General features: G+C 55.7%; 25 protein-coding genes and 1 other RNA gene. 3 read left to right on the plus strand and 23 right to left on the minus strand.

Features of this window, described 5'->3' with window-relative positions; genetic code table 11:
• Window positions 1–106: 106 nt before the first annotated feature.
• The 6 genes from BA6348_RS19445 to BA6348_RS19475 all read right to left on the minus strand — a co-directional run bounded on the left by BA6348_RS19445 (window position 107) and on the right by BA6348_RS19475 (window position 6,792).
• On the minus strand, window positions 107–1,564 hold the full coding sequence (locus tag BA6348_RS19445; RefSeq protein ID WP_005832494.1) for a sigma-54 interaction domain-containing protein: 1,458 nt from the start codon (window positions 1,562–1,564) through the stop codon (window positions 107–109).
• Window positions 1,565–1,650: 86 nt separating this feature from the next.
• Window positions 1,651–1,941: a DUF1292 domain-containing protein gene (locus tag BA6348_RS19450; RefSeq protein WP_005832492.1), complete on the minus strand. Its 291-nt coding sequence runs from the start codon at window positions 1,939–1,941 to the stop codon at window positions 1,651–1,653.
• 6 nt (window positions 1,942–1,947) lie between these two features.
• Window positions 1,948–2,364 carry a Holliday junction resolvase RuvX gene (gene ruvX, locus BA6348_RS19455; protein WP_007782299.1) on the minus strand — a complete coding sequence of 139 codons (417 nt, stop codon included), beginning with the start codon at window positions 2,362–2,364 and terminating at the stop codon, window positions 1,948–1,950.
• 9 nt (window positions 2,365–2,373) lie between these two features.
• A complete protein-coding gene (locus tag BA6348_RS19460; protein ID WP_005832489.1) occupies window positions 2,374–2,634 on the minus strand; it encodes an IreB family regulatory phosphoprotein in 261 nt (86 codons plus the stop codon).
• Window positions 2,635–2,755: 121 nt separating this feature from the next.
• The gene (gene alaS, locus BA6348_RS19465) at window positions 2,756–5,404 is read right to left on the minus strand and encodes an alanine--tRNA ligase (protein ID WP_005832487.1); all 2,649 of its coding nucleotides are present in this window, start codon (window positions 5,402–5,404) and stop codon (window positions 2,756–2,758) included.
• 323 nt (window positions 5,405–5,727) lie between these two features.
• Window positions 5,728–6,792, minus strand: a complete 1,065-nt coding sequence (locus tag BA6348_RS19475) for an AI-2E family transporter (protein ID WP_025847106.1) — start codon at window positions 6,790–6,792, stop codon at window positions 5,728–5,730.
• Window positions 6,793–7,168: 376 nt separating this feature from the next.
• Between BA6348_RS19475 and BA6348_RS19480 the strand changes: the two genes are divergently transcribed.
• On the plus strand, window positions 7,169–7,855 hold the full coding sequence (locus BA6348_RS19480) for a TerC family protein (protein ID WP_007782307.1): 687 nt from the start codon (window positions 7,169–7,171) through the stop codon (window positions 7,853–7,855).
• Between the two features lie 118 nt (window positions 7,856–7,973).
• On the opposite strand, the gene BA6348_RS19485 is transcribed toward BA6348_RS19480, so the two are convergent.
• From BA6348_RS19485 to cymR, 8 genes are all read right to left on the minus strand, one after another.
• Window positions 7,974–8,168, minus strand: a complete 195-nt coding sequence (locus BA6348_RS19485) for a hypothetical protein (RefSeq protein WP_235694726.1) — start codon at window positions 8,166–8,168, stop codon at window positions 7,974–7,976.
• Between the two features lie 31 nt (window positions 8,169–8,199).
• Window positions 8,200–8,406 carry a hypothetical protein gene (locus BA6348_RS19490; protein ID WP_005832479.1) on the minus strand — a complete coding sequence of 69 codons (207 nt, stop codon included), beginning with the start codon at window positions 8,404–8,406 and terminating at the stop codon, window positions 8,200–8,202.
• Window positions 8,407–8,424: 18 nt separating this feature from the next.
• Window positions 8,425–8,922 (minus strand): PRC-barrel domain-containing protein, encoded by a 498-nt coding sequence (locus BA6348_RS19495; protein ID WP_005832478.1) that lies wholly within the window; start codon window positions 8,920–8,922, stop codon window positions 8,425–8,427.
• Between the two features lie 74 nt (window positions 8,923–8,996).
• Window positions 8,997–11,258 carry an SF1B family DNA helicase RecD2 gene (recD2, locus tag BA6348_RS19500; protein WP_007782317.1) on the minus strand — a complete coding sequence of 754 codons (2,262 nt, stop codon included), beginning with the start codon at window positions 11,256–11,258 and terminating at the stop codon, window positions 8,997–8,999.
• Between the two features lie 101 nt (window positions 11,259–11,359).
• Window positions 11,360–13,024 carry a methyl-accepting chemotaxis protein gene (locus BA6348_RS19505; protein WP_026558417.1) on the minus strand — a complete coding sequence of 555 codons (1,665 nt, stop codon included), beginning with the start codon at window positions 13,022–13,024 and terminating at the stop codon, window positions 11,360–11,362.
• Between the two features lie 117 nt (window positions 13,025–13,141).
• On the minus strand, window positions 13,142–13,330 hold the full coding sequence (locus BA6348_RS19510) for a hypothetical protein (RefSeq protein ID WP_005832471.1): 189 nt from the start codon (window positions 13,328–13,330) through the stop codon (window positions 13,142–13,144).
• Between the two features lie 210 nt (window positions 13,331–13,540).
• A complete protein-coding gene (locus BA6348_RS19515; RefSeq protein ID WP_007782325.1) occupies window positions 13,541–14,689 on the minus strand; it encodes a cysteine desulfurase family protein in 1,149 nt (382 codons plus the stop codon).
• A 32-nt stretch (window positions 14,690–14,721) separates the two neighbouring features.
• Entirely contained in the window at window positions 14,722–15,141 is a 420-nt protein-coding gene (gene cymR, locus BA6348_RS19520; protein WP_005832467.1) for a cysteine metabolism transcriptional regulator CymR, read from the minus strand.
• Window positions 15,142–15,239: 98 nt separating this feature from the next.
• Between cymR and BA6348_RS26845 the strand changes: the two genes are divergently transcribed.
• Window positions 15,240–15,413: a hypothetical protein gene (locus tag BA6348_RS26845; RefSeq protein WP_007782328.1), complete on the plus strand. Its 174-nt coding sequence runs from the start codon at window positions 15,240–15,242 to the stop codon at window positions 15,411–15,413.
• 16 nt (window positions 15,414–15,429) lie between these two features.
• Here the strand turns inward: BA6348_RS26845 and BA6348_RS19525 are convergent, their stop codons facing one another.
• The 7 genes from BA6348_RS19525 to BA6348_RS26850 all read right to left on the minus strand — a co-directional run bounded on the left by BA6348_RS19525 (window position 15,430) and on the right by BA6348_RS26850 (window position 23,226).
• Window positions 15,430–16,788, minus strand: coding sequence for an AAA family ATPase (locus tag BA6348_RS19525; protein ID WP_122952979.1), 1,359 nt, complete (start codon window positions 16,786–16,788; stop codon window positions 15,430–15,432).
• Window positions 16,789–16,794: 6 nt separating this feature from the next.
• Window positions 16,795–17,550, minus strand: coding sequence for a tRNA threonylcarbamoyladenosine dehydratase (locus BA6348_RS19530; RefSeq protein WP_005832465.1), 756 nt, complete (start codon window positions 17,548–17,550; stop codon window positions 16,795–16,797).
• 69 nt (window positions 17,551–17,619) lie between these two features.
• Window positions 17,620–17,801, minus strand: a non-coding RNA gene (ssrS, locus tag BA6348_RS19535) — 6S RNA.
• Between the two features lie 49 nt (window positions 17,802–17,850).
• Complete coding sequence (gene aspS, locus BA6348_RS19540) at window positions 17,851–19,641, minus strand: aspartate--tRNA ligase (protein ID WP_007782334.1); 1,791 nt, start codon at window positions 19,639–19,641, stop codon at window positions 17,851–17,853.
• Between the two features lie 34 nt (window positions 19,642–19,675).
• Complete coding sequence (hisS, locus tag BA6348_RS19545; protein ID WP_007782338.1) at window positions 19,676–20,956, minus strand: histidine--tRNA ligase; 1,281 nt, start codon at window positions 20,954–20,956, stop codon at window positions 19,676–19,678.
• A gap of 481 nt (window positions 20,957–21,437) precedes the next feature.
• On the minus strand, window positions 21,438–22,961 hold the full coding sequence (locus tag BA6348_RS19550) for a coproporphyrinogen III oxidase (RefSeq protein WP_122952983.1): 1,524 nt from the start codon (window positions 22,959–22,961) through the stop codon (window positions 21,438–21,440).
• Between the two features lie 94 nt (window positions 22,962–23,055).
• A complete protein-coding gene (locus tag BA6348_RS26850) occupies window positions 23,056–23,226 on the minus strand; it encodes a hypothetical protein (RefSeq protein ID WP_005832458.1) in 171 nt (56 codons plus the stop codon).
• A gap of 198 nt (window positions 23,227–23,424) precedes the next feature.
• On the opposite strand from BA6348_RS26850, the gene BA6348_RS19555 reads away from it, so the two are divergent.
• A complete protein-coding gene (locus BA6348_RS19555; protein ID WP_242507378.1) occupies window positions 23,425–25,305 on the plus strand; it encodes an N-acetylmuramoyl-L-alanine amidase family protein in 1,881 nt (626 codons plus the stop codon).
• Window positions 25,306–25,391: 86 nt separating this feature from the next.
• Here the strand turns inward: BA6348_RS19555 and BA6348_RS19560 are convergent, their stop codons facing one another.
• Both BA6348_RS19560 and dtd read right to left on the minus strand, forming a co-directional pair.
• Window positions 25,392–25,943: a short-chain dehydrogenase gene (locus BA6348_RS19560; RefSeq protein WP_026558420.1), complete on the minus strand. Its 552-nt coding sequence runs from the start codon at window positions 25,941–25,943 to the stop codon at window positions 25,392–25,394.
• Between the two features lie 27 nt (window positions 25,944–25,970).
• Entirely contained in the window at window positions 25,971–26,408 is a 438-nt protein-coding gene (gene dtd, locus BA6348_RS19565) for a D-aminoacyl-tRNA deacylase (RefSeq protein WP_005832446.1), read from the minus strand.
• Between the last annotated feature and the right edge of the window lie 5 nt (window positions 26,409–26,413).

Consider the following 26,413-nt stretch of genomic DNA (forward strand, 5'->3'; position numbering starts at 1 on the left):
CGCGCCGCTTCTTTTTTGAGTCTGACTGTTCAGAAAATACAAAAAGTGTCCAGACATTACACAACGATTGTCTAGACACTTTTTTCAGCGACCGCCTGCTTACCGCTTAACCCAGTTGATACTTGTTCAGCTTGTTGTACAGCGTCGCCCGGGATATGCCGAGCTTTTTCGCTGTCTTGGACTTGTTGCCGTTCATTTCCTGCAGTACTTCGAGGATGCGCTTTTTTTCATCCTGCTGGCCGCGCTTGACCGAGACAGGCTGCTTCCATGACGCGCTTGGCTCCTGCTCGCCACGCCAAGCCCCTTTGCCGAAAAAAACTTCCGGCAAATCACTCGTCCGGATGCGATCGTCCTCGGACAAGGTGACGAGCCGCTCGACCGTATTGACCAGCTCGCGGATGTTGCCCGGCCAGTCGTAGTTCATCAGCAAAGACATCGCTTCCTTGTCGATGTCTTTTGCCGGCATGTTGTTTTTCTGGCTGATCGCTTGCAGTTGGGCGGCGATCAACAGCGGGATATCCGTCCTTCTTTGTGCCAGCGGCGGAATGTGAATCGGAATGACGTTCAGGCGGTAGTACAAGTCTTTGCGGAACGTCCCCTCCCGCACCATTTCCTCCAGGGAGCGATGGGTAGCCGCCACCAGGCGAAAATCGACAGGTATGCTCTTCGTTCCCCCGACCCGCTCTACTTCCCGCTCTTGCAGCACGCGCAAAATTTTCGCCTGCATGTGCAGCGGCATGTCCCCGATCTCGTCGAGAAACAGCGTCCCTTTGTTCGCCAGCTCGAATTTGCCTGGCTTTCCGTCTTTTCGCGAGCCGGTAAATGCGCCTTCTTCATAGCCGAACAGCTCCGATTCGAGCAAATTTTCCGGTATAGAGGCGCAATTGACACTCACGAGCGGTCCGTTTTGAAACGGGCTTAAATAATGAATCGCTTTGGCAAACAGCTCCTTGCCCACACCGCTCTCTCCGGTCAACAAAATCGTAGCGGACGTTTGTGCGGCGCGGCGGGCGATTTTTTTCGCCTCGGCAATCGACTCGCTTTCTCCGATGATCTGGTCAAAGGTGACTTTGTTGCTTTTCGGCTTCGGCGATTCGAACACGATCCGGTTGTCGCCGATTTTCTCGTGCAAGATTTGCATGCGCTCAAAAATTTTGTACAGCTCCGACACGCCTTCAAAAATCAGCATGCCGACTGCGCCGATGACCTTGTTGTCCTTCCAGATCGGGATGCGGTGTACGACCATGTCCTGGCCGAGCAGCCGATGCGCCTGGTTTCGCTCCGGTATCCCTGTTTGCAGCACGACCGGCAAACGCGTATTTTCGATCACTTCCTCCACATAACGCCCGACGACATCTTCTTTGCGCACACTGATAAAGCGGCAGTACGCATCGTTCATCATTCGTATGTAGCCGCGCTCGTCCACGATCGTAATGCCTTCGTACGCGGTATCGAAGCAAACTTTGAACCATTCGATTGAATTTTCAAGCTCTTTCAACCGTTTTTCGGCTTCCTTGTACTTTTCCCAAATCAATTCGGAGCCGGATGCGCCCGTGATATCCATTTCGCTTTCTCCTATCTGTTTGTTTTCGTTTACAAAACAGTTATTTTGATAGGAAAAAGAGAGGGCATGCGCCCCCTCTCCAAATGTTAAATCCCGTCTTTCTCTAAATCAGCAATCAACGTTTCGAAGGTCGCTTCTACTTGCTCCCACTCTTCATCGTCTTCGATTGGCTGCAGCATGTCCGTACCGTCGTAGCGCAGGAAGTGAACCTCGTACTCTTCTTCTTCCTCCTGATCGACCGGAACGAGCACCAGGTAGCTGCGGTCCTCGATATCAAAAATGTACATGATCCGAAAATCGCGCGGCTCCTCCGTTCCCTCTTCTGTCAGGGCAATCACGTCGCCTACTTCGAATTCTTCCATCATCTCTTCACTCACTTTGGGTCACCTCGATTTCGCGTCCAAAAATCCTTGCAGGATCAATGTGGCCGCCATTTTGTCTATTACTGTCTTGCGCTTTTGACGGCTGACATCCGCAGAGATCAGCATGCGCTCCGCTGCCATCGTCGTCAATCGCTCGTCCCACATGTGGACAGGAAGAGATGTCCGTTCCTCCAAAAGCTTGCCGAATGCCTGGCACATCTCGGCGCGCGGTCCGATTGTGCCATTCATGTTTTTCGGCAATCCTACTACGAAAGCACCTACTTGATAGTGCGCTACCAATTCCTGGATGCGGGCCAAATCTTTTTCCTTTGATTGCCGCTTGATCGTTTCCACCCCTTGGGCGGTCCACCCCAGCTCATCGCTGACCGCGATGCCAATCGTCTTGTCGCCTACATCCAATCCCATCAATCTCGTCATGTTCAAGGTCTACTTGCGCTCGGACAAGTAAACGGTCACCAACTCTTCTATGATTTTGTCCCGTTCCAGTTTGCCAATCAGGCTGCGCGCGTTGTTGTGGCGAGGGATAAACGCCGGGTCGCCAGAAAGCAAGTAACCGACGATCTGGGTGATCGGGTTGTATCCTTTTTCCTGCAGGGCTTTGTACACCTCTGTCAATGTTGCCTGCACATCCGCCGTATTCGCTTCCTTGGGCACCGTGAATTTCATGGTATTATCCAACGAACTCACAATCAACACCTCGATTTCCTTCAAGACTTAAAGGTTGTATGGACTTTTCGCTTCCTTACTGTATTCGACTCGGATGCAACCTACTCCTTGTCGATTTTGCAAATTTCTTGGCGGGAATCGGCTATTTCGCTACGGCCTGGCTTTTGACCAGCTCCGCGACCGCATCCAATGCCTCTTGCAGCTTGGAAGGATCTTTTCCGCCCGCCTGCGCCATGTCAGGACGACCGCCGCCGCCGCCGCCGCAACGGGTTGCCACTTCCTTGATGATTTTTCCGGCGTGGATGCCTTGATCCATCAGGTCTTTGGTGACGCCAGCCACGAGATTGACCTTCTCGCCATCGACGGAGCCGAGCACGATCACTGCGGAGCCGAGCTTGTTTTTCAGCTCGTCCACCATGCCGCGCAGGTTGTCCATGTCAGAAGCCGATACGCGGGTAGCGAGCACGTTCATGCCGTCTACTTGCTTCAGTTGATCGGTCAGGGATGCCGCTTCGATGTTGCCCAGTTTGGCACGCAACGATTCGTTTTCACGCTGAACCTCTTTCAGTTGCTGCTGCAAGCTCTCCACGCGCGCAGGCGCTTCTGCCAGCACAGGTGCTTTCAGTGCGTGAGCCACTTCTTTGAGCGTCGTGAACTGCTGGTTCAAGAACTGGTAAGCCCCGCGTCCGGTCACAGCTTCGATCCGTCGCGTACCCGCGCCGATGCCGCTTTCGCTGACCAGCTTGAACAGTCCGATTTCGGCCGTGTTATTGACATGGCATCCGCCGCAAAGCTCCAGGCTGTAGTCGCCGACTTTGACCACGCGCACGATGTCGCCGTATTTTTCGCCAAACAGCGCCATCGCGCCCATTGCTTTGGCTTCCGCCAGCGGCTTGTTGGAAATTTCGACAGCCAGGTTTTCCCACACTTTTTCGTTGACGATCGCTTCGATGCGCTCCAACTCTTCCGGCGTGATCGCGCTGATGTGCGTGAAGTCAAAGCGCAAACGCTCCGGTGCCACGAGGGAACCTGCCTGATTGACGTGCGTGCCCAATACGTCTTTGAGCGCCTGGTGCAGCAAGTGTGTCGCTGTATGGTTTTTCGTAATCGCCAGGCGAGCTTCGCGGTTTACTTCCGCGCGAACAGTGTCGCCTTTGCGCAGTGTGCCTGCTTCGATGATGACAGAGTGAACGTTTTGGCCCTTTGGCCCTTTTTGCACATCTGTCACGCGCGCTTTGACAGAATCGGAGAGCAAGTACCCTTCGTCGTTGATCTGACCGCCGCTTTCAGCGTAGAATGGCGTCTGGTCGAGAATGACCTGTACCGTTTGGCCTTCTTCTGCTTCGTCAGCCAACTGGTTGTCCAAAATAATCGCTTCTACTTTTCCTGTTGCTACCAATTCAGTATAACCAACAAACTCGCTTGTAACCGTCAATTCGGACAACGGCCCCCCCTGGATTTGCATGCTGTCCACGTCCTGACGGGCTGCACGCGCACGTTCGCGCTGCTCCTCCATCGCTTGCTCGAAGCCGTCGCGATCCACTGTCAGACCTTGCTCGTTCGCGAAGTCCTCTGTCAGATCGACCGGGAAGCCGTATGTGTCGTACATTTTGAACACATCTTGACCGGACAGTTGCGATTGGCCGCTTTCTTTTGCCGCCTTCACCATCTCGGACAGGATCGCCAGTCCGTCGTTCAGCGTCTCGTGGAAGCGCTCTTCCTCCGCACGGATCACTTTTTCAATGAACTCGCGCTTTTGCACAACTTCCGGGTAAAATTCGCCCATCATTTTGCCGACTGTTTCGGTCAGGCTGTACAGAAACGGCTTCTCCACACCGAGCTTTTTGCCCATGCGCACAGCGCGGCGCAACAGACGGCGGATGACGTAGCCGCGGCCTTCGTTGGAAGGAAGCGCTCCGTCCCCGATCGCGAACACGACAGTGCGCGCGTGGTCCGCAATGACTTTCAGCGCTACGTCCAGCTCTGGGCTTGTCTTGTACTTCACGCCGGAGATCGCGCTCGTTTGCTCGATCAGCGGGAACAACAGGTCTGTTTCGAAGTTGTTGTCCACGCCCTGGAGAATGGAGGCCATCCGCTCCAGCCCCATGCCGGTGTCGATGTTTTTCTTAGGCAGCGGCGTGTAGGTGCCGTCCGGGTTGTGGTTGAACTGGGAGAACACCAGGTTCCACACTTCGAGGTAACGCTCGTTTTCGCCGCCCGGATACAGCTCCGGATCGTTCGGATCGTTGCCGAACTCCTCTCCGCGGTCGTAGAAAATTTCCGTATTCGGACCGCTCGGACCTTCCCCGATGTCCCAGAAGTTGCCTTCCAGACGGATGATGCGCTCTTCCGGAATGCCGATTTTTTTGTTCCACAGCTCAAACGCTTCTTCGTCTTCCGGGTGAATGGTGACGGAGAGCCGCTCCGGATCAAAGCCGATCCATTTCGGGCTGGTCAAAAACTCCCATGCCCACTCAATCGCTTCTGCCTTGAAGTAGTCGCCGATAGAGAAGTTGCCCAGCATTTCGAAGAACGTATGGTGGCGAGCCGTGCGGCCAACGTTTTCAATATCGTTGGTACGGATTGATTTTTGCGAATTGGTGATGCGCGGATTGTCTGGAATGATGCGGCCGTCAAAATACTTTTTGAGCGTCGCCACGCCGCTGTTGATCCACAAGAGGGACGGGTCGTCGATTGGAACAAGCGGAGCACTCGGCTCGATGCGATGTCCTTTTTCTACAAAAAAATCAAGGAACATCTGGCGGATTTGATTGCCTGTCAGCTTCTTCATCTGCATTCTCCTCTGTTAAGAAAAATAAATAAAAAAGCTCCCATCCCCTCAGGGACGAGAACTGTTTTTTCTCGCGGTACCACCCTGCTTACAGACTCCATTGCAGGCCAAAAGGCGCGGACAGTCTGTCGCTTTTGGGCATGTAACGGTGCCAACCCGCCGGTTTTTGCCCGGTCTTAGGAGTAGCCTTCCGTTGCACTTCTTCTGAGCGCCCTCTCAACCGTGGAGCACCCTCTCTGTAGAAGGTCTGCAACGTACTCGTTCCCTCATTGATCTCACTTGTACTCATTTGTTCGTATTATAAATTTTTTTCCTGATCCATGTCAACTTTCATGCATCATGACGGCGATTCGACTGATGACCACCTTGCATACGGCGAGCACAGGCACCGCCACGATCAGGCCGATAATGCCCCCGAGCGTCTCCCCGACCAGCAGCGCCACAATGATCGTCAGCGGATGCAGTTGCAAGGAGCGTCCGACGATGTTGGGCGACAGGATGTTTCCTTCCACCACCTGTATGACGAGGTTGACGGCGATGACGAACAGCAGCATTTTCGTCGAGATCGTCAAGGCGACGACCATCGCAGGCGCAGCGCCGATCAATGGCCCGATGTAAGGAATGATGTTCGTCAGGCACACGACTGCGGCGAGCACGAACGGATACGGCATGCCGATCAGCCAATAGCCGAGGTAAGCCAGCACGCCGACGACCAGGGCCACGATCATCTGCCCGTGTATGTAGTTGCCGAGCGATTCGTTGATGTCCCGCAAGACGACCAGCACCTGCTTGCGGTACGACTTGGGCACGATCGACATGCCCGTCTCATGCAGCGCCTTCATGTCTTTTAAAAAATAGAAGGCGATAAACGGAACGATGGCGAAGGCGAACAGCTTGCCAAGCGAATTGCGCGCGTTGTTGACGAGCTTGGTCACAGAGTGAGACATCCCTTCCTGCGACTGGATAATCACCCGGTCGACCCCGTGCGAGATGCTGTCCGGCAAAAAGTATTTGTGCGCCTCCCACTCGCTCATCCACGTGTAGTACCACTCCATCAGCCGGGGCAAGTCGTCGGACAGCTCCACAAGCTGATTGGTGAAAACGGGGATGGCGTTGATGACAGCGACCGTGATGACCAGCACAAACGATGCGTAAATAAGCAGAACGGCCATCAGCCGTGGGACTCTCCTTTTTTCCAGCAGCACGACAATCGGGTGCAGCAAATACGCAATGACCAGGCCCAGGATGATGGGAATCAGCACTTCCTCCAAAAGAGCAAAAAGCTGGGCAAGGACCGGGCGAAGCATCCACAGCAGGTTGCCGATGACGAGCAGCGCGATCAGCCAAAGCGCAGCAGCAAACAGACGGCTTCGGCGCAGTTCATCCACGAAGGACACCTCCTCTCCATTTCCATTAGGGTGTGTTCTTCGCACAAAAATCATGTAACCTATTGACACCCGGAATACGCCGCAGTAGTATGGAGTTACAAGAGGATATCTCCAAAGGGGAGTAGCTTTTTCGCAACATAGTCGTCATTACGGGAGAAATCCCCGGCTATGTTGGCAACATGCTTTTTGGATGTTGTAAGCAAGACCTTTGCCTAACAGGTAAATGGTCTATTTTTGTTTTCAAACGACCTTTGCCTGTCCAGGGAAAGGTCGTTTTCTTTTGTCTCCCTTTACACACACTATTAGGAGGTATCGAGAAAACGGCCGGTGGATGACTCGCTTTATTTTCAAACAGGATGAGGAGGAGGAAGAGAAAATGGAATTATTAATGCAACCTGAATTTTGGTCCGCCCTGCTTGCCATCATCGTCATCGACCTCGTGTTGGCCGGGGACAACGCGATTGTCATCGGGATGGCCGCGCGAAATCTGCCTGCCGAACAGCAAAAAAAGGCAATCGTCTGGGGAACGGTCGGTGCGATTATCATCCGGGCTTTGGCGACGCTGGCCGTTGTCTGGCTGCTGAAAATCCCTGGTCTGCTGCTTGTCGGTGGCTTGATCCTGATGTGGATTGCCCTCAAGCTGCTCGTCTCGGATGATGGCCACGAAAACATGAAGGCAAGCGGAAGCCTTGGCGCTGCGATCTGGACCATCATCGTGGCCGATACGGTCATGGGTCTCGATAACGTCATCGCCGTTGCCGGTGCTGCGCATGGTGATTTTCTGCTCGTCATCATCGGGCTGGTCATCAGCGTGCCGATCATGGTGTGGGGAAGCACGCTGATTTTGAAAGTCATGGAGCGTTTCCCGATCGTGATCTACATCGGGGCTGGCGTTCTCGCCTATACGGCCGCAAGCATGGTGACAACCGAAAAATTCCTGGTGCCGTTCTTCACCGCGTACCCGTGGGTCAAATGGGTGTTCATCGTCGCTGTCGTCGTCGGCGTGCTGTTGATCGGACGCATGAAAAGCCAGCAGCAAAAACGACTGGCCGAACAAAACTAAGCTGTATTCCAAAGCTCTGTCGCCTCGATGCGACGGAGTTTTTTCATGCACAAAAAAAGCACCCGAACTCATCCTATGTTCGGGTGCTTCTGAACGTTCCTGTTGCCGCCACTTCTCGTTACCGGGTAACCGCACGCATCAGCTTGCGTCCCGTCTTCATCATCCGCGTCACATCGCGCATGGAGAAGGGCAACTGGTTCCAATTCAGCGAAAACCGACTGCGGCGGCGCGGGGCCATCAAATAGCCGATGACAGCCACAATTCCGCTTGTGGCAAGGACGCGCAAAAGGCTTCGAGTAAACAAGCGTGCCACCTCCAGTTGTTTTTACCGCATTGAGCAGTAGCTACATGTTCAGTTGTGCGGAAACGGTTTGATCTTCAATAAACAGATCGTTGAGCGAATGCAAGGACCCGTCTTCCTCCACCTGGTAGACAGAAGCAATCTGCTCGTTGGAAACGCTCATCTCTATAAAGCAATTCCAGCAGTAGTATTGATTGGTTCCAATCTTCCCTACGTCTTTGGAACTGCAGTTCGGGCAAATGACACGCATCACGCTTTTCCTCCCTTATCACGCCTGGCTACGAACAAAGTCCGGCACGATCAGGTTTTCCTCCCCGATGATGACGGAAGCCGGTGCAGACAGGCGCTTGCGCCCTTCTGTCACATCTGCAAACCAGCCGTTAGACAGTTCGTACCCTACAAGTTTCTCCCAGTTCGCTGAAAAGTAAACATCTTCCAGCCTGCCGAGAAGTTCTCCGGAAGCGGTAATGACCGCTTTTCCTTTTAGCTTTGTTTTTCCCGTCACGATGCCGACAGGTTCAAAACCGGCGAGATGAGGCAAGGGCGTGATCGCGTCTTTCCCCGTTACGGTAAGGCAGGACTCCCCTACCGCGTGAATCTGTTCGGTAGGAATATAGGTGCCTGAATGGAACCAACCCTGCTCGCTCAGCAAGACTCCTCGTACATGCCAAGTGGAGTCGCAAAGAATGTCACGAACGGTGCCAAGCGTCTCTCCGGTTTGGAGGCAAACTACTGGCAAGCCGACTGCATCCATTGCCTTGCGCATGTGGGACATCCCCCTTCCGCTCTTTTAGTATCGGGCGAAAGGCGCATGTCCATTCGGCGCAAATGGTTCCAGCTTTACTCCTGCTTCAGCCGCTCCTGCAAAAAGCTGTACCGCACACCTTCCTCGTCGGTTTCCACGGCTGCGCGAAACGCATCCGGCTCCCCGCACATGATGAGAAAAGACTTGCTCCGCGTAATGCCCGTATAAACGAGCTTGCGCCTGAGCATCCGGTAGTAGCTTTTGACGAACGGCATCACGACGATCGGAAATTCGCTCCCTTGTGATTTGTGTACGGAACAGCAGTAGGCAAGCGTCAGTTGATGGTAATCCGAACGCTTGTACACCACTTCCCGATTGTCAAAGGCAGCAACCAGCATCTCCTGGTTTTCTGCGTTTTCATTCGGGAAAAAAATCGCAACAATTTCACCCATATCACCGTTGAACACCTGTTCCTCGGCATTATTCACCAACTGCAGGACTTTGTCGCCTGTGCGAAAAGTCGTGTCCCCAAACGTCACCTCGCGCTTTTGTGGCGTTTTCGGGTTAAACAGCTCCTGCAGTTCTTCATTCAGCCGGTTTACCCCGGCATTTCCTTTATAAATAGGTGCCAAAACCTGTACATCTTTTGCCGTATATCCTTTTTTTACGGCTCCCAGGCAAATTTGTTTCACCGCTTCGGGGACATCTTGTGGCGAACTTGTGAAAAATCGCCGATCCGGGGTCGTATCGAGCAAATCGGCCGGAACGTGTCCTTTGCGCACATCATGCGCCAGCCGGATGATGGTAGACTCTTCGGCCTGGCGGTAAATCTCCGTCAACTGCACCAGCGGCAGCAGGCCGGAGCGGATCATGTCGAGCAGCACGTTACCCGGGCCGACGGACGGCAACTGGTCGGGGTCGCCGACCATGATGATCTGCATGTCGTCCGGCACGGCGCGAAACAACTGGTTCGCCAGCCAAATGTCGACCATCGACATCTCGTCCACGATCAACAGCCTGCCGCGAATCGGATGCTCGGCGTCGTGCTCGAAGCTCTCGCCTTTGTAGCCCAAAAGCCGATGGATGGTCATTGCAGGCAAGCCCGTCGTCTCCGTCATCCGTTTGGCAGCGCGTCCGGTCGGGGCCACGAGCAGGATCGGGAACGGATTTTCTTCGTTGTATTTTTTCAGGTCGAGCGACAGTCCGTGCAACTGCGAAAAGACGCGGCAAATCCCGCGAATCACCGTCGTTTTGCCCGTACCCGGTCCACCTGTGAGTAGCATCAGCCCGGATGTAATCGCCTGTTCAATCGCATCCCGCTGCGTCTGGGCATAGCTGATTCCAAGCTCGTCCTCCACGGCTCCCAGGGCCCGGTAAAATTCGGAGGCCGGAAACGATCCGAACGAATCGCGCCGGGCGAAGTGCCGCAGCCTTTTCGCCAAGCCCAGCTCCGCAAAAAACAGGGAAGGCAAATAGACGCGCTCGTCCTCCCAGGCAACTTTGCTCGCGACAAACAAAGCCTCGACAGCGCGCGTAATGTCTTCGCCGGAAAAAGCGTGCCCGCCGCACTCCGTCAACAGGCGGAGCGTCTTTTCACACAGCTCATCCACGGGCAAATAGACGTGGCCCTCGGAATAGGACGCCTCCTGCAGCACGAACAAGGCCGCCGCTTTTACGCGCTCTTCCGATGAGGCCGCTATGCCTGTCGCGCGGGCGATATCGTCTGCCCGCTTGAACCCGATTCCGGTAATATCCTCAATCAGCCGGTACGGCTCTTCCTTGAGCACCGTCATCGTCTCCAGCTTGTACGTCTGGTAAATCCTGAGCGCCATGTTCACGCCAATCCCGAAGTCGTACAGAAAGACCATCGCGCTCTCCAGCGAGCGATGCTCCAGGACGGACTCGTAAATGAGCTTGGCGCGCGATTCGGAAATGCCCTGGATTTCGGCAAGCCGCTCCGGATGATCTGCAATAATCGTCAACGCATCTACCCCAAGGTGCTCCACGATGCGCTTCGCCATCTTTTTGCCGATGCCTTGAAACAGCCCGCTGGCCAAATAGCGCTCCACGCCTGCCAACGTCTTCGGCGTTTCCCGCTCGTAGCGCTTGGCTACGTACTGCTGTCCAAAGCGCGCATGGGTCTTCCACTCGCCGTAGAACGTGTACAGCTCGTCCGGGTGAGGACGAGGGAAGTTGCCGACAATGATGACGTCCGATTCCTTGATCGCTTCCGTCGTCTCTTCTATTTTTAGACGAATCACGCCGTACCACGTTTCTTCGTTGTAAAAAATTTCTTGTGTCATATAGCCGCGAATAAAAGTTTCCGCAAACAGGGAGATTGATTGCTGCTCCTCCATCTCACCCTCTCCTCTCTTGCCTGCTCAAAGACGAGCAAAGTGGCACGAACAGAAAAATCCACTTTTCCTGTTAAAGTGGATTTTTCTCGTAGTCATACGTTTTAAATTGTAAAGCGTTTTACTTGCTCTGACAACTGCTCCGCCATCTGGGCCAATGTTTCGGACGCTGCCGTCATTTCCTCGGTCGTCGCAGTCTGCTGTTCGGAAGCGGCCGCTACCTCCTGCGTATCCTTCGCGGCCGTATCCGCCAGCTCAGCGATTTTTTCGGAGTGTTCGACGAGCCGGAGCGTATCGCGGTGAATGGCCTGCGCGGCCTCGTTCATGCGGTACACTTGCTGGCTGACGTCCTGGACGGCGACCAAAATTTGCTGGAAGCTCTCGCCTGCGACGGCTACGCCGCCTCGTCCTTTCTGAACCGCTTCTGTCGTCGTCCCCATCGCCTGGACGGCCGCCAAAATATCGGTGTGAATCGTATGAATCAGGGAGGCAATCTCTTCTGCAGCATGCCCTGACTGCTCCGCGAGCTTTCGCACCTCCTGCGCGACTACGGCGAAACTTTTCCCTTGTTCGCCTGCGCGTGCCGCTTCAATCGCCGCATTCAATGCCAGCAGGTTCGTTTGATCGGAAATTTGCCGGATGATCGTGATGATCCCGATGATTTTTTCCGATTGCATACCCAGCTCGCGGATGACCTGCTCGGTATTGCGGGCGTGGGTCGTAATCTCGTCCATCTCTTGCACAAGCCCTTTCAGCTTGCCCTCGCCATCCTGCGCCAAGCGGAACGCCTGTGTCGCATCGGTATTGACCCGCTCTGTGGCGGTCGCGATTTGCTGGATGTCGCCGCCGATCCGCGTCAAAAACCGCGTCGTATCGGCTACCGTCTGTTTTTGCGCCTCAGAGCCAGACGCGATCTCTGTGGAGGCGAGCGAGATTTGCTCCGCGGCGCGAGCGCTTTCTGCGGCACTGGCCGTCATTTCCTCGGAGGCGGCCGCCACCTGCTGGGACACGCGCTGCACCTCGCTCAACATGTTGCAGAACACTTCCATCATCTCGTTGTACATCGCAGACAGCTCGCCAAGCTCGTCCCGCGAGCGGACAGTCGCCCGCTTGGTCAGATCGCCTGCCTCGGCTATCTTCATCGCCGCTACCAGCTCCTTCAACGGACGAACGAGCCTGTTGACGATAAAAATTCCGGTAGCGAGCGCCACGATTGCGCTGATTAGATTCAACAAAAACATCACCGGACGGCTGCTCTCGATCGGCGCGAGCAAGTCGTCCTGATAGCTGCCGATGGCGAGAATCCATCCGTTCGGCAAAGCCTCGTACACGGCCAGCTTCGTCGCTCCCTGGAACTCGTATTCCAGCCAGCCGTTCTTCTTGCTCAGCATCTCCTGCATGAACGCCTCGCCCGCAAGCGACGTATTTTGCACGCTCGGGTCAGGGTGGAAGATCGGCACCCCTGTTTCATCGACAATATAGGCGTAGCCGACCATGCCATTCGGCTTGTAGTAGCTGTCGGCTACCTCGCGAATGATTTCATCAATTTTCTGTCTATTTCCGTCATTGAGCGTCGTCGCCTGGACGTAAGGGGCCAGTTCCCGCGCTTTCATTTTGGTTATGTATTGCAAGTCGGAAACAGTCAACCGATAGACTGCACTCCGAGCATTTTCAAACTGGATATACCCGACTACCATCAGCGGAAGCATGGTCAGGAAGAGAATGGTAAGCACCAGTTTGTAGCGAATCGAGAAACGTCTGGCCATCATGATTTTCCTCTCCTTTAAGATGCCGAAAGATTTGATTCTTCCAACATAGTTCTACAGACTCATTTTATCATTGTCATCCACAATTAACCACAAGTGCCACATAATTAGAAAAATTGGTTAGAAAAACAAAAGCAGATTGCAAACTATGCTTGCAATCTGCTTTTTCTTTACGTCACGGTCGTCGTCGTCGCTGTCAGGACAATTTTCAGGCTTCAACAGCTTTTGCTGCCTGATCGCCTCCGCCTCCCTGAACAGCGGAGCCTCGATTTTTCTCGCTTGCAGCTCGGAAGCTTTGTTCGTAAACATGTATGCTCACCTTGGAAAACCGACGTCAGTAGTAACGTATGCTTGGCAGGTACGGTTGGAAGCCGTTCAATCAACCATTTTTTTCCACAAGACAAAAACCAATAAAACTTGGCTGTGCCAGGCGATTGGCGAAGCTTTGGTTGCACAAAAAACCGCTCGGAGGCACTTTCCTGCTTCCGGGCGGTTTTCGCTGGTTTGTCGTGTGTTCCATTACTTGCTGCGCACGAGACGATTGACGATTTGCGCCACTGTCTGCGCGGCTTGTCTTGCTTCCTCGACGGTGTTCGTAATGCCGAAGCTGAAGCGGATCGCGGACCGGGCGATTTCGTCTTCCAGTTGCATCGCCACGAGCACGTGCGACAGCTCCAGGGAGCCTGACGTGCACGCCGAGCCGCTGGCGGCTGCGATTCGCGCCAAATCGAGATTCATCAGCATCGTTTCCGTGTGTACGCCCGGGAAGCTGACATTGAGAATGTGCGGCAGCACGTTTGTCGGGTGTCCATTGACGTGGAAAGCGATTCCCGCCTCTTCCCAAACCGCGCGCATGGCAGCCTTCATTTGCTCGTATTTGGCAACGCGGTCTGCCATCTCCTCCGTCGCTACTTTTGTCGCTTCGGCAAATCCGACGATTCCCGCCAGATTTTCCGTGCCTGCCCTGCGCTTGCGTTCCTGCGACCCGCCGTGCAAGATCGGCGAAACCGGCACCTTGCGCCCGAGGTACAGGGCGCCTACGCCTTTGGGACCGTTGATTTTGTGCGCGGACACGGAGAGCATGTCCACAGGAAGCTGTCTTGCGCGAATCGGCAGCACGCCGAATGCCTGAACGGCATCCGTATGAAAAATAATGCCTTTTTCCTGCAGGAAAACGCCGATTTCTTCAATCGGCTGAATCGTTCCAACCTCGTTGTTGCCGTACATGATCGAGACGAGCACGGTATCCGGTCGGACAGCCTGCTTCACATCTTCCAGCCGGACAGAGCCTGTCTTATCTACAGGCAAATACGTCACTTCAAACCCTGCCTGCTCCAAATATTCGCAAGCGTGCAGGACGGCGTGGTGCTCGATTTGCGTCGTAATGACGTGACGGCCTCGTTCGCGCTGCGCCATCGCCCCGCCAATGACCGCCATATTGTCGGCTTCCGTCCCGCCGCTGGTAAAGATGAGCGATTGCGGATCGGCATCCATAAAGCTTGCGATCGCATCCCGTGCTTGCTCCAGTGCCTTGCGCGCCTCGCGTCCGGCAGCGTGGACACTGGACGGGTTGCCAAATACTTGCGTCAAGTACGGAGTCATCGCCGCGAGTACGCGGGGATGCACCGGAGTCGTAGCAGCGTGGTCAAAATACAACATGTCAGACACTGTGTCACCTTCTACTGGCTTGGTAGCCGTGCTTAAATGTAAAACATATAGTTATCGGTATGCCCGTCGTCTTCATAGCTAATCAAATCTTGCAGCGAGGTGGCATCGAGCACCGCCGAAATGCTGTCGCGAATGCGCAGCCACAAATGGCGCTTCGCCGGGTCCTCTTCCTCCGCAAACTCAACTGGGCTGATCGGCCCTTCCAGTACGCGAATGACATCCCCTGCGGAGATTTCATCCGGTTGTTTTGCCAAAACGTAGCCGCCGTAGGCTCCGCGAATACTTTTTACCAATCCTGCGTTGCGCAAAGGCGCAATCAACTGCTCCAAGTAATGCTCGGACAATTCGTGCTTCTGGGCAATGCTGCGCAAGGAGGTCGGTCCCTCTCCTACACGGTTGGCCAACTCCATCATGATTGTCAGTCCGTAGCGTCCTTTCGTAGAAATCTTCACGTAGCAACTCTCCTCTTATTCTTGTGTTTACCCACTCCCTTAGCCTACATGACTTGGGCGTCCTGGGACACACTAGCATCTTGGGGGGTGAAATTAAAATGGCAACGAACAAACGCTCGGAACGAGGACGCAACCACCCGTCCGACACCTTGTACGACCAGCCTGCGGGCACCATTGCCCACAAAGCCCGCTACGGGGCAAGCGAACAGAGCAAACAGCCGAATGAAAATGGCGATTTGCCGAACAAACCCGGCGGAGACGTCCGCACCTGATGTTTGGCTCCCCCTCTTACTCGGGGGAGTTTTTCTTCGGCAATCCGCGAGCATCCAGCTTTTGCCGCTCTTCCTGAAAGCGCCGGATATGCCGCTCATAGCCAAAATCCTTTGGCTGATAAAACGAATAATTCACACCGTCAGGCAGATACTGTTGGGGCACATATCCATACGGGTAATCGTGCGGGTACAAATATCCCTGACCGTGTCCCAGCTTGGCTGCGCCCTTGTACGCCGAATCTCGCAAATGAATCGGAACCTGCTTGTGGCCGTCCGTCCGAATCCGGGCCAGCGCCGAGTTGATTCCGTTGTAGGCAGCATTGCTTTTCGGAGCCGTAGCCAAATACGTCGTTGCCTGGGCCAGAGGGATTCGTCCCTCGGGCATCCCCACCAATTCTACCGCCTGAAAGCAGGCCACCGCAACCGAGATCGCCTGCGGGTCCGCATTTCCAATGTCCTCGGAAGCCGAAATCACCAGTCGGCGCGAAATGAAACGGGGATCTTCTCCCGCATCAATCATCCTCGCCAGCCAATATAACGCGGCATCCGGGTCAGAGCCGCGGATGGATTTGATAAAAGCCGAAATCGTATCGTAATGATTGTCGCCGCTCTTGTCGTAGCGAACAGCGCGCCGCTGGATGGACTCGACGGCCACGTCCAGGGTCACCGTCACGCCGCCGTCCGGACCAGGAGGCGTCGTCGTCACCGCCAGCTCCAAGGCGTTCAACAGCCGTCTGGCGTCTCCTTCCGCGTACTGGATCAAGTGTTCGGCCGCTTCCTTCGTCACGGTGACAGACAGTTCTGCCAATCCGTTTACTTCATCGTTCAGCGCCCGCTCCATCACCTGCTGCAGCTCCTCATGCGACAGCGACTGCAGGGCAAACACTTGCGAGCGCGACAGCAAGGCCGGATTGACCTCGAAATACGGATTTTCCGTCGTGGCGCCAATCAAAATGATCGTTCCTTCCTCCACGTAAGGAAGAAGCGCGTCCTGCTGGGACTTGTTGAAGCGGTGAATCTCGTCGACGAACAGCGTCGTCCGCTGGTTGTCCATCACGAGCCGCTCTTTCGCTGCGTCCACGACTTTGCGGATGTCCGCCACCCCTGCCGTGACCGCGTTCAGCTCGGAAAAATGCGTCCGGGTGGTACGGGCAATCACTTTGGCCAGCGTCGTCTTTCCCGTGCCGGGCGGACCGTAAAAAATGAGCGACGACACTTGATCGGCTTCAATCGCCCGGCGCAGCAGCTTGCCCGGCGCCAAAATGTGCGATTGGCCGATCACTTCCTGAATCGTCTTGGGCCGCATGCGCGCAGCGAGCGGCTTTTGCTTGCGGCCCCCTTCTTGGTCATAGGCATACGAAAACAGATCGTTCATGCTATCCTATCCTTTTACGGGCTGCCAGTCCAACAGGTCACGCACGACGACGCTGGCCAGAATCAGGCCAGCTACGGATGGAACAAAAGCGTTGCTCGCTGGAGGCTGCCGCACTTTGCTGATCGGGGAGTTCGGGTTGGACACGATTTTTTCCCGCACATCTGTGCGAACGGTCACCGGAATCTCTCTGGAGTAAACCACCTTGACGCCTTTATAAATGCCTTTTTTGCGCAGTTCGCGGCGAATGACCTTGGCAATCGGGTCATAGCTCGTCTGGGAAATATCCGCGACCTCAAAACGGGTCGGGTCCATCTTGTTGGCGGCCCCCATGCTGGAGATGATGGGAATATGGCGGCGCTTCGCTTCCTGGATCAGATGCAGCTTGGCCGACATCGTATCCATGGCGTCCACGATGTAGTCGAACTCGTGGGCAAACAGTTGCTCGGCCGTCTCTTCGTTGTAAAACATGTTGAGCGTCACGACTTCGCATTCCGGATTGATCGCGGCGATCCGCTCTTTCATCAGCTCTGCCTTTTTCTGTCCGATCGTGTGGAGCGTCGCGTGAATTTGACGGTTGATGTTGGTGATGTCAACCACATCCTTGTCCACGAGCACAAGCTTGCCGACACCTGTACGGGCCAGCGCTTCCACTGTGAAGGAGCCGACGCCGCCGACACCGAGAACGGCGACGCGGCTGTTTTTCATTTTTTCCAAACCTTCGGGACCGAAGGCCAATTCGCAACGGGAAAATTGATGAAGCATCGTAGGTTTCACCTTTCATTCGCAAGTAAAATGATAGTCAATCGGAAAAGTAGGAATCACAAAGAAAAAAGGAGCCCCATTATGCCGTGTAGCTCCTTAGTTTTGAACCTGCTAATCGCAGGTGGGTGTCTTGCCCAACTGTTGCAGACGTCCACTCGACGGAGGCATGCCTTTACAATTGCGGACGAAAAACTCCCGAGACAAACTTTGTGGCTCAAAACTATCGGATGTCACGAACATCGCAGGGCTTGTAGCTAGTATTACCAATGTATCAAAGAGCAATGCAGTTGCGCAAGTCGATTACGCTTCTACCTTTTCTTCTTCTTTTGCCAGCGTGGCGATAGACAGCTCTGTCAGTTGCTTTGGCGCTACCACATCTGGCGCATTGACCATCAGGTCGCTTGCGCTAGCCGTTTTCGGGAACGCGATGACTTCGCGCAGGTTGGTGCGGCCAGCCAGCAGCATAATCAGACGGTCCAGGCCGAGCGCGATACCGCCGTGCGGAGGCGTGCCGTACTCGAATGCATCCAGGAGGAAGCCGAATTGTTCATGCGCTTCTTCTTGTGTGAAGCCGAGTGCCTTGAACATTTTTTCCTGCACGTCGCGTTTGAAAATCCGCATGGAACCGCCGCCCAGCTCGTAGCCGTTCAGTACCATGTCGTACGCTTGCGCACGGATTTGGCCCGGATCGGTGTCGAACAGGTGCAGGTCTTCGTCTTTTGGACGAGTGAACGGATGGTGCAGCGCCACGTAGCGTTTTGCTTCCTCATCCCACTCGACCAGCGGGAAGTCGACGACCCACAGGAACGCGAACTTGCTCTGGTCGATCAGGCCGAGTTCCGCACCGAGCTTGGAGCGCAAGGCGCCCAATGCGTCCGCGACGACTTTTGGCTTGTCGGCCACGAACAAAAGCAGGTCGCCTTCTTCGACTTCGAGGCGTTTTTTCAGTTCGTTGATCTCTTCTTCTTTAAAGAACTTGGCGATCGGGCCTTTTACTTCGCCGTCCTTGAAGCCCATGTACGCAAGACCTTTCGCGCCGTAGCGGGCCGCGAATTTTTGCAGGTCATCCGCTTCTTTGCGGGAGTAGTGGCCGCAGCCTTTGGCGTTGATCGCTTTTACTTGTCCGCCGCCAGCGACAACGCTTGCGAAAACTTTGAAGTCGCTTGTCGCAACCAGGTCGGATACGTCTGTCAGTTCCATGCCGAAGCGCACGTCCGGTTTGTCGGAGCCGTAGCGCGCCATCGCTTCCGCGTAAGTCAGGCGCGGGAACGGCGTCGGAACGTCCACGCCGATCGTTTGCTTGAACACGTGCGCGACCATTTTTTCCATCATCGGCAAAATTTCTTCCATCGACAGGAAGGACGTCTCGATGTCCACCTGGGTGAACTCAGGCTGGCGGTCAGCGCGCAAGTCTTCGTCGCGGAAGCAGCGCACGATCTGGTAATAGCGCTCCAGACCGGATACCATCAGAAGCTGCTTGAACAACTGTGGCGATTGCGGCAGCGCGTAAAACTCGCCTGGATGCACGCGGGATGGCACGAGGTAGTCGCGCGCGCCCTCTGGCGTGCTCTTGGTCAGCATCGGCGTCTCCACTTCCACGAAGCCGTTCTCGTCGAGGTAGTCGCGGAATGCTTTTGCCGCTTTGCTGCGCAGAATCAAGGAACGCTGCATTTCCGGACGGCGCAGGTCGAGGTAGCGGTATTTCAGGCGAACCTGTTCATCGACGTCGATGCCGTCCTCGATTTGGAACGGAGGCGTTTTGGCGTCGTTCAAAATTTGGATTTCGGAGATGTGAACTTCGACTTCACCCGTTTTCAGCTTCGGATTGACGGCTTCCGGCGCGCGGTTCACGACGTTTCCTTTTACCACCAGCACGTACTCGCTGCGCACTTTGTCAGCGGCTTCCCACGCTGCCTTGTTGTGCTCCGGATTGAAGACGATTTGCACGATCCCTGTGCGGTCGCGGAAGTCGATGAAAATGACCCCGCCGAGGTCGCGGCGCTTTTGCACCCAGCCGTTCAGTACGATTTCCTGCCCTACATGTGCTGTTGTCACTTCACCGCAATGTACGGTGCGATATTGCCAAGACATGATGATTTCCCCCACTTTTGGTTTGTTGGTTTTGTTAGTTTGCTTGTTGTACTTTTGCCGCCAGGACAGAGATAAATTCGTCCTGCTTGATCTCCTGCTGCTCGCCTGTTGCCATTTCCTTCAGGACAACCGTGCCGTTTGCCAGCTCGGACTCTCCGATGATCGCGGTGAAACGGGCAGACAGCCGATCCGCTTGCTTGAGCTGCGCCTTCATTTTCCGGTCGAGATAGTCCAGCTCAGCGGCCACGCCCGCCTGACGCAGTTGGTCGACGAGAATAAACGCGCCTTTTTTCGCTTCCGGCGTCTGCACGACGACGAAGCAGTCGATCCCGCCGGTAATCGGCAACTGCACGCCCTGCTTTTCCAGGGCCAGCAGCAAGCGCTCGATACTCAGCGCGAAGCCGATTCCCGGCATGTCGTCGCCGCCCAGCTCCGCGACCAGACCGTTGTAGCGTCCGCCGCCGCAAAGCGTTTCCACCGCGCCGATTTCCGCCATCTTGATTTCAAAAGCGGTCAGTGTGTAGTAGTCCAGTCCGCGAACCAGACGCGGGTTGACATGGTACGGAATGTCGAGCGCAGTCAGGTAGTCTTTCACGGCTTCAAAGTGAGCCGCCGACTCTTCGCTCAAGTAATCCAGAATGGATGGAGCGTCTTTGGTCAATGTTTTGCACTTTTCGTTTTTGCAGTCGAGCACGCGCAGCGGATTGCGGTCAATCCGGGATTGGCAATCCTCGCACAGCTCGGAGCGCACGCCGTTCAGATGCGCCAGCAGGTGCTCGCGGTGGCGCGCCCGGTCTTCTACCGTCCCGACGCTGTTCAGCTCGACGGACAGCCCTGTCAGTCCCAGCTCCTGGTACAGACGAATGGCAAGCCCGATCACCTCGGCGTCAATCGCCGGATCGCTCGAACCGATCGCTTCCGCCCCGAATTGCACGAATTGGCGGTAGCGCCCTGCCTGCGGACGCTCGTGCCGGAACATCGGCCCCAGGTAGTACAGCTTGGTCGGCTGATTTGGCGAACCGTACAGCTTGTTTTCCACGTAGGAGCGAACGACGCCCGCCGTCCCTTCCGGACGCAGCGTGAGCGCATCGTTGCTGCGCGGGTTGGCCACGCTGTACATTTCTTTTTCCACGATGTCCGTAGTCTCGCCTACGCCCCGCTGAAACAGCTCCGTGCTCTCGAACAGCGGCGTGCGAATCTCCGCGTAGTTAAAGCGGCGGCACAGCTCGCGGGCTTTTGCTTCTACGTAGTGCCACAGCTCTACGGTACCTGGCATAATATCCTGCGTACCGCGGGGAATCTGGATTCTCGTCATTCCTCTCGAACCTCCATGTCTTTTGAAAAACTCGGGCTACGCCAAACCTCCAGGATGAGACAACTTTTTTCGCTGACAAATAAAAAAGTCCCTCGCCTCCTGACATTCAGCAATTCGCCACATGTCAGGGACGAGAGACTGGTTATACTCCCGTGGTGCCACCCTGTTTGAACAGCCTTATGTAAAAAGGCTATCCCACTTATTAGCCGTTAACGCCGGCGGACGCCTGCCAGTTACTGAGGAGTCGAGGCCGATGCCTCGCCCGTTCACTGCGGTCTTCGGGGATGTCATTCACCAAGTCGTGATACGAAAGCACTCTCAGCCACGGCGCTTCCTCTCTGGTTATCCGTTTCATTGGATACTTGTTCCCGTCATCAGATCGTTGTATCAAAAAGCTTATTGTGAATCATAGCAAACCAGTCAGCGGGCGTCAACAGGCGCCCCATAAAACTTTTTTTACTACGCTATGCGGCAAGACGCCCTATGCGTGCGCCTCTTTTTCTCTACCTGTCGCCCCGGCGTAAATTTCGTCCAGGTCGCGCAGCTTGTTGTCCACCAGCGTCTTGTACGTGTCGTTGTACGTCTTCGGGTCTTTCGGATTCGGAAACCGCTTCAGCTTGCCGCTGCCCGGCGCCATCAGCTTGGAGACGGCGCCGCAGCCAAGGCCGAGAATCGTCTGCACCTCTTCCATAATCATGATGTTGTAGATGCTTTCCTGACCGGGCTTGGCATAGCCGACATTCTCTAGGTTACCCAAAATGTTTTTTTGGCGATACAGATAATACGGATCGTAGCCGTTCGCGGCTGTCCAGGCGGAAGCCATCTCCATCATCCTGCTGATCTCGTCGCGGCTGGCTACCTTGTAGCGCTCCTTGTTCTGGGTCATCTCGGAAGCTCGTTTAAACGACAAGGTATGCACAGTCAGCGAGGCTGGCATCAGCTTCTCCACTTGTTCGAGACTGTGCACAAGCTCGGCCACCCCCTCGTTGGGCAGCCCGATAATCAGGTCCATGTTGATATTGGTCAGGCCCATTTCCATAGCGAGATGGTACTTTTCAATCGTCTCCTCGACGGTGTGGTGGCGGCCGATCGCGCGGAGCGTCTCTTGCGTGAACGACTGGGGATTGATGCTGATCCGGTCCACCTCCCAGCGCTTCATCACGTCGAGCTTTTCGGCGGTAATCGTATCCGGCCTGCCCGCTTCGACGGTCAGCTCGCGCACCCCGTCCATATGCGGAAAGCTGCGGTGCATCGTCTCAAACAACTGGTTCATGTCCTCTGCCGTAATGCTCGTCGGCGTGCCGCCCCCAAAGTAGATGGAGGTGATGCGCTGGTCGTTTTTCGTCAGCCACTCGCCCATTTTCTCGATCTCGTAGTGCAGCCCTTCGAGGAACGGATTGACCGAAGCCGTATGGCTGCGAATCGCATAGGCAGGAAACGTACAGTACGCGCATTTCGTCGGACAGAAAGGAATGCCGATGTACACGGACAGCTCGCGGTCGATCTGGTACAGGTCGGGTACCACCTGAAGCTGCTTGTCGACGATCGCTTGCAAGAGCTTCAGCTTGTACGGGCGCAAAATCACATCCTGCTGGAGCTTCCGGTGCGCTTCCTCGCGTCCGACACCTGCCACGTTCAACTGGTGCAGCAGCTTGGTCGGGCGAATGCCTGTGAGGATGCCCCAGCCTTGCTCGATCCCGGTATATTCTTCCAGCATCAGCAACAGGGCGTAGCAGAGCGCCTGCTTGGCCGTTTTGCGCATCGCTTTTTCATCGCGCGAGACGTAATTGCGCTTGACTTGATGGGCGAGCTGCCTGTTTCCGGCGAAAAGCTCGCCCGAAGCTACAACTCCCTCTTCCTGTACAGCAAGTGCCAGCTTTATTCGCATATCGGCGTCGCCTTCCCACGAAGAGACGAAGGCGAGCGCGGGGTCTTCGTAAAACAAGGCGAGAATCAAGGAGAGTTCGCGCTCAAAGGCGTGTCCCTCGCACTTTATTTGAATCATCGTTCGTTCACCTGCTTTTTTAAAATGCCACTCCTCATCATAGCTGACGGAGTTCCCCCCGGTCAACAAAAGCAAGGAGCGGCACTTCAGGCGATTACTTCCTTTTTTGACGCGGCTGCTGCAGGTCGCGCATGCCGACAAAAAAATCTTGGGACATTTCTACATTTGGCCGTGACGATTCTTTGGCCAAATCGTCATGAAAGTCGACGGAAAAAAATTGTCGATTCAAGCCTTGCGCAAATGTTTCCTTGTTGGACTGCCTCACAATCTACTCCTCCTGCGTGCAATAGTGCTCTTTTGTCCTAGTATGGCCTATTGCGAGACATTGCAGTCGACGGAAGGACTTGCAAAGCTTTGTCGCTTCTTGCAGGAAAAAGCCGAAGCAGGCGCGAAGTGATTGTGTTGGCAAAAACATGAAAGAAACGTCCCTTGACGACTCTAGCATTTCAATTATTGGGAAAGGATGTCTACCGTGTCTGTACGTCAAAAAATCGTGAGGTCGCTACTGACTATCGTCTGCGCCATCTCCCTCCCCGTTTCGTCAGCCTGGGCTGCCGGTTCTGTTCAGGTCACCGTGGACAAGCTCAATGTCCGCTCCGGCCCGAGCCTTCAGGACGCCGTCGTCACCACACTGCCGAACAAGACGGTGCTGCCTGTCATCTCCACCAAAAACGACTGGGTGCAGGTCAAGCTGCCCAATGGGCAAAGCGGCTGGGTAGCCAACTGGCTCGTCTCGGCACAGCAGCAGCCCGCGCCCGCTGCGGCAAAGACTGTCGAGAGCACGACGACCAACCTCAACGTGCGCTCCGGTCCCAGCCAGACTCATCCGGTCATCCAGACGATCAACCCCGGGACGCGCTACCCGATCGTGCAAAAAAACGGCGATTGGATCATGATTCAGCTCAGCGGCGGCAAAACAGGCTGGGTAGCCGCCTGGCTCGTCAAAGACAGCTCGTCTGCCTCGACAGGCTCCACGCCAGGCGCTGGAACAGCCGGAACGCCGCCAACCGGACAGGCAGGCGGCAATCCGCCGAGCACTGCCGGAGGCGCTGTCATACCGAAGCCGTCCGCCGTTCAGGGGGCCAGCCTGACGCTGGAGTTCGCCCCTTATGTGTACCCTACACCGGATGCGAGCACGCCGGCGATCGGACAACTGCACGCGGGCGAGACGATTACCGTGCTGACGCAGCAAAACGGCTGGATTCAGTTCCCCTACGACGGGGTGAACGCCTGGATTTCCACGAACAGCAACGCACCTGCCCAAGACACCACCACGGCGCCAAGCACAGATACAGGTGGTGCAGGCAATACGAGCACGCCCGCTCAGCCGAGCACGCCTGCCACACCCGCTGAGCAGACAGCGACGGTGCAAACAGACGGGCTGAATTTGCGCAGCGAGTCCAATACGTCCAGCGCGATTCTCGCCACGCTGCCCATCGGCAGCAAGCTGAAGGTGCTGGAAAAGCAAGGCGATTGGTACCGCGTGCAAACTTCTGCCGGAAAAACGGGCTGGGTAGCAGGCTGGCTCGTCACCGTCTCGGGAGCAAACACGCCTACGCCAAGCGGCCCATACGTCACGATCATCAATGCCAATACGAATGTCCGCTCCGGTCCCGGCACCGAACATAGCGTGCTGCGGCAAGTACAGACAGGCGAGAAATACAGCATCGAAAACAGAGAGGGCGACTGGTTCAAAGTCACGCTCAGCGATGGCACGACAGGCTATGTGGCCGGCTGGCTCGTAGCGGCGAGCGGAGCGCCTGCTGTCATTCGCAGCCAGGCGCTCGCCGGAAAACTGATCGTCGTCGACCCCGGACACGGCGGAAACGACAACGGCGCGACCGGCTCCAGCTTTTCCACCCTGGAGAAAACCGTCAACCTGCAAGTCTCCTTGCTCCTGCGCAACAAGCTGGAAGCGGCCGGAGCCAAAGTCATCATGACGCGGGCGGACGACCGCAAACTCACCTTGCAGCAGCGCGTGGACGTGGCCGTGCAGAACAAAGCCGACATTTTTGTCAGCATTCACCACAATACGCATCCAAACACGGCGACCAACGGCTCCATCGTGTTTTTCTACCATCAAGGCAATTCCAGCAAGCTCGCTTCGCTGGTGCAAAACGAGCTGGTGAAGGCGACGAACTACAAAGACTTGCAGTCCCGCTTCGGCGACTACTTCGTCCTGCGGGAAAATTCCGTTCCCTCCATCCTGGCCGAGATCGGGTTCCTCTCCAACTACAACGACGAGATTCGCGTCCGCTCGGAGAAGCAGCAGGATCTGGCGGCAGAGGGCCTGTTCAAAGGGATTGTCCAATATTTCAACTCGTTGCACCCGCAGGGCGGTTGATCTTTGGGGAGTCGCCCTTCGCGCAAACAAAAAAACGGTTGCCTCGGCAGCCGTTTTTTGTTTGGATCTTGCACCTGTTCGCTTGTTCAGTAGGTTGGGCGCCTCTCCCACGGCTCGACCTGGCCGACGATCGTCTGCGCTGCTTTTTCCCCGATTGCCCGGATGACGCCATTGGCAATTTCCGCGTTGGTCAGCCAGCGCGCATCTTCCCCTTCGCACACGAAGCCGAGAATGACACGCTGGTACGCGCACGTCGTCGGCACATGGACAGCCGGAGGATTTTTCCAGGCGCGACTGCCGCAGACGTGGTACAGCCGAAACGGCTGCTTGGGGCGGGACAGCTCTGCCAATACGGTCGCAAGCGCATCTGGCGCCGTTTGATGAATCCAGGCCACGACCAGCTCCATCGGCCCTCGGCTCGCCACCAGCTCTGCCATGGCGGCGCGCAGCGTCTCCGTCTGCCCGTAATCGAGCGCGAGCAGATGAACAGAGCCAGGGTTCAAAGCCCCGTTTCTTACCTGTTCGAGCTTTTGGCGATCTCGTCCCACCACTGTTACTTGCCAGCCTTCTTTTGCGAGCCAGCGCGCCACCTCTGCCAGCATCCCGCTCGCTCCGATTACCAATGCTTCCCGCGCCATTTGCCCGCCCCCCACGTCGTTTCTGTGTTACGCTTCCACAATCAAGGTGACTGGCCCGTCGTTCTGCAGACGCACGTCCATCATCGCGCCAAAGCGCCCCGTCTCCACGACCAGACCTTTTTCCCGCAGCTTGGCATTGAACAGCTCGTACAGCGGTTCTGCCTGCTCCGGGCGAGCCGCCGCCATGAAGTTTGGCCGCCTTCCCTTGCGACAGTCCCCGTACAGCGTAAACTGGGACACGGACAAAATCTGCCCGCCCGTCTCCAGCACGGAAACGTTCATTTTGCCTTCTTCGTCTTCGAAAATGCGCAAATGGGCGATTTTGTCCGCGACGAACTCCACCTCTTTTTCGCTGTCCTCATGGGTGATGCCTACCAACAACAGCAGCCCGTGCTCGATTTGCCCGACCACCTCGCCGGCAACGGTCACACTCGCTTCCTTCGTTCTCTGCACAACTACTCTCACGTCGA

The sequence above is a fragment of the Brevibacillus agri genome (genome assembly GCF_004117055.1).
Lineage (GTDB): Bacteria > Bacillota > Bacilli > Brevibacillales > Brevibacillaceae > Brevibacillus > Brevibacillus agri.

Excerpts from the sequence above, each read along its gene's own strand:
- BA6348_RS19445 (WP_005832494.1), bottom strand. The coding sequence starts at position 1,564 with ATGGATATCACGGGCGCATCCGGCTCCGAATTGATTTGGGAAAAGTAC.
- BA6348_RS19480 (WP_007782307.1), top strand. The coding sequence starts at position 7,169 with ATGGAATTATTAATGCAACCTGAATTTTGGTCCGCCCTGCTTGCCATC.
- alaS (WP_005832487.1), bottom strand. The coding sequence starts at position 5,404 with ATGAAGAAGCTGACAGGCAATCAAATCCGCCAGATGTTCCTTGATTTT.
- BA6348_RS19505 (WP_026558417.1), bottom strand. The coding sequence starts at position 13,024 with ATGATGGCCAGACGTTTCTCGATTCGCTACAAACTGGTGCTTACCATT.
- recD2 (WP_007782317.1), bottom strand. The coding sequence starts at position 11,258 with ATGGAGGAGCAGCAATCAATCTCCCTGTTTGCGGAAACTTTTATTCGC.
- BA6348_RS19510 (WP_005832471.1), bottom strand. The coding sequence starts at position 13,330 with ATGTTTACGAACAAAGCTTCCGAGCTGCAAGCGAGAAAAATCGAGGCT.
- hisS (WP_007782338.1), bottom strand. The coding sequence starts at position 20,956 with ATGACGAGAATCCAGATTCCCCGCGGTACGCAGGATATTATGCCAGGT.
- BA6348_RS19495 (WP_005832478.1), bottom strand. The coding sequence starts at position 8,922 with ATGCGCAAGGCAATGGATGCAGTCGGCTTGCCAGTAGTTTGCCTCCAA.
- BA6348_RS19490 (WP_005832479.1), bottom strand. The coding sequence starts at position 8,406 with ATGCGTGTCATTTGCCCGAACTGCAGTTCCAAAGACGTAGGGAAGATT.
- BA6348_RS19530 (WP_005832465.1), bottom strand. The coding sequence starts at position 17,550 with ATGCTTCATCAATTTTCCCGTTGCGAATTGGCCTTCGGTCCCGAAGGT.
- BA6348_RS19560 (WP_026558420.1), bottom strand. The coding sequence starts at position 25,943 with ATGGCGCGGGAAGCATTGGTAATCGGAGCGAGCGGGATGCTGGCAGAG.
- BA6348_RS19555 (WP_242507378.1), top strand. The coding sequence starts at position 23,425 with ATGTCTACCGTGTCTGTACGTCAAAAAATCGTGAGGTCGCTACTGACT.
- aspS (WP_007782334.1), bottom strand. The coding sequence starts at position 19,641 with ATGTCTTGGCAATATCGCACCGTACATTGCGGTGAAGTGACAACAGCA.
- BA6348_RS19525 (WP_122952979.1), bottom strand. The coding sequence starts at position 16,788 with ATGAACGATCTGTTTTCGTATGCCTATGACCAAGAAGGGGGCCGCAAG.
- ruvX (WP_007782299.1), bottom strand. The coding sequence starts at position 2,364 with ATGACGAGATTGATGGGATTGGATGTAGGCGACAAGACGATTGGCATC.
- BA6348_RS26845 (WP_007782328.1), top strand. The coding sequence starts at position 15,240 with ATGGCAACGAACAAACGCTCGGAACGAGGACGCAACCACCCGTCCGAC.
- BA6348_RS19550 (WP_122952983.1), bottom strand. The coding sequence starts at position 22,961 with ATGATTCAAATAAAGTGCGAGGGACACGCCTTTGAGCGCGAACTCTCC.